Raw genomic sequence first — 2501 nt, 5'->3', positions numbered from 1 at the left:
TTGTAGCGAGCAAACAACTCGGAGTCTGAGTCCGGCCGCCAGTCAACCAACGAACGGCTTGAGGAGGTATTGGGCTCGTTGGCCAGGACTCCGTCCATATCCTTGACCAGGAACGGAACTCCCGAGAGAGGTCCATTCGCTGGGCTGCTGGCCTCGGCGCGAACCTGGTCGTCTCGGCGGACCACGACTGCATTGAGGTCTGGATTCACCTCGTCGATGCCAGCCATTGCACACTCGACCAATTCCAGCGGCGTAACCTCACGATCGCGAACAAGTCCAGCTAGACCTACAGCGTCGAACGACACATACTCGGAGATCTCCATGGCGCCATCAGACCAGACGGACGGGCAAGAACACCAGCGTGGTCAGGAAGCGGCCCGGGTCAGTTGCCCAAGAACCTCGGAGGAACCCTCATGAAGCAGCTGGGCAAAGGCCAGTTAGGCCAACGCACCGTGATCGTGACCGGCGCTGCCAGCGGAATCGGCGCCGCCTTGGCGACGAGACTCTTCCTCAATGGTCACAACGTCGTCGCCTGCGACATCAACGAGGCTGGTATTGACATCCCGCAACCGGCCAGCCAGCCCGCCGGCAGAATGATTCGCAGGCGCTTGGACGTGCGCAGTCGCACGGACTGGGACAAGGCCATCGCGCAGACCGTTGGGGAGTTCGGCGGCATCGACGTGTGCTGCAACATCGCCGGCTATCTCAAGGTGACCACGATTGAAGAGATGACCGACACCGACATCGACAATCACATCGATATCAATGTCAAGGGCGTGATGTTGGGAACGCAAGCCGCCGCTGTCGCGATGATTCGTCAGGGCGGCGGCCACATCATCAATATGTCGTCGTTGGCTGGACTCGCCCCGCCTCCGGGACTGGCGCTCTACTCCGGATCCAAGTTCGCCGTTCGCGGCTTCTCGTTGGCTACCGCTATAGAACTGCGCAAACGCGGCATCGCCCTGACCGTTATCTATCCAGATGCTGTGCAGACTCCGATGCTGGATGTGCAGCTCGACCACCCGGGGGCAGCACTGACCTTCTCCGGCAGCAAGGCGCTCACCACCGATGATGTGGTAACCGCGATTGTCGATCACGTGATGGTGAACCAACCCTTGGAGCTCGGACTACCGCGCAGTCGCGAGGCCCTGGCGCGGCTGGCAGGAGTCGCGCCGCGATTATCTGTCGTCCTTGACCCACTGCTCACCCGCATCGGTCTGCGGAACCAAGCCAAAGCGCGGGCCGCCGCCCGACTACGAGGCCGCTGAAGCCTGTCTGCGCGGACCCGTCGGCAGCGGTCGTTGCTTCGGGACGTGTGTTCGCAGGAGCTCTGCGAACTCCTCTGGTGGTACCGGACGGGAGAAGTGATATCCCTGCGCGAACTTGACTCCCATTGCGACCAGGTTGGTGACTGCGTCGGCGCTCTCCACGCCCTCGGCGATGACCGGCAAATCCAGGGCTCGACACACCCCGGCGATCGATGCAAGCAGTCGCAAGGCGTGGGGATCGCCCTGTGCGGGAATCACGAAGGACTTGTCGATTTTCACCACATCGATGGGCAGGGCTCCCAGTTGCGACAACGAGGACTGACCCGTACCGAAGTCGTCCAAGGCAATTGATACCCCCAAGGAGCGCAGCGAACCAAGCACGGACTCGGCGAAATCCGCGTCGGGGATCACGGCGCTTTCGGTGACCTCGATGCCAAGTCCGCCGCGGGCTACCCCGTGCCTGGTCATCGCGGCCGCGACAATGCTCGCCAGTTCAGTGTTGATCTGTCGCCTGGACACGTTGACGTGAACCGTGGGTGGCTTAAGCCCGGCTTCGGTCCACCGCGCGATCTGGGCGCAGGCCTGCTCGATGACCCAATGATCGATCTCGGCACTCATCCCCGAGTTCTCGGCAACGGGAATGAAGACATCAGGCGGAATCGGCCCAAGCACGTCGTCGTCCCAACGCAGCAACGCCTCGGCACCAATCGTCTCTCCCGAGGGGATACTGACGACTGGCTGGTAGACCAAGCGGAAATTGCCATTCGCGATGGCGACACGCAGCCCCCGCTGGATCTGCATCCGTTTGGTCGCCGCCTCGTGCATCTTCGGCTCGTACCAAACGGCAAGTCCCCGGCCCTGCGCCTTCGCCGCATACATCGCCAGGTCAGCGTTTCGCAGCAGTTCATCAGCCGATGCCGCATCGCAGGATCTCGCAAGTCCGATCGACGCTGCTGCGGAAAGCTGATGGCCATCGACCAGAACTGGCTGGTTCAGTTCGGCCAGAACCGTGCGGGCAACGTGAGCGGGATCCGAGGCGTCATCGATCATGACGAGGAACTCGTCGCCTCCGATCCGGCACACCGACGTGCCACTACCAAGGCACCCGCGAAGCCGCGACCCGACTGCCTCCAAGACGCTGTCGCCACACGCGTGTCCGTACGTGTCGTTGATCGCTTTGAAGCCGTCGAGGTCGGCGAGCAGAACCGTTGAGCAACCGAGCATCGAGCCAAA

3 protein-coding genes are annotated in these 2501 nt (G+C 62.3%); 1 reads left to right on the top strand and 2 read right to left on the bottom strand.

Translation table 11 applies throughout. The features are described 5' to 3' along the window. Positions 1-323: hypothetical protein (locus tag KAZ48_11845; GenBank protein MBP7973483.1), on the bottom strand; the 323-nt coding region annotated here is incomplete at its 3' end. Between the two features lie 90 nt (positions 324-413). On the opposite strand from KAZ48_11845, the gene KAZ48_11840 reads away from it, so the two are divergent. After that, a complete protein-coding gene (locus KAZ48_11840; protein MBP7973482.1) occupies positions 414-1268 on the top strand; it encodes an SDR family oxidoreductase in 855 nt (284 codons plus the stop codon). Here the strand turns inward: KAZ48_11840 and KAZ48_11835 are convergent. Then, a partial coding sequence (locus KAZ48_11835; GenBank protein MBP7973481.1) for an EAL domain-containing protein occupies positions 1254-2501 on the bottom strand: 1248 nt, incomplete at its 5' end. The two genes, KAZ48_11840 and KAZ48_11835, sit on opposite strands and share 15 nt — an antisense overlap.

This window comes from Candidatus Nanopelagicales bacterium, assembly GCA_018003655.1.
Taxonomy (GTDB): Bacteria; Actinomycetota; Actinomycetes; order S36-B12; family UBA10799; genus JAGNDY01.
Note: the sequence above shows the minus strand (reverse complement) of the source record. Positions and strands in the feature narration are given on the sequence as shown.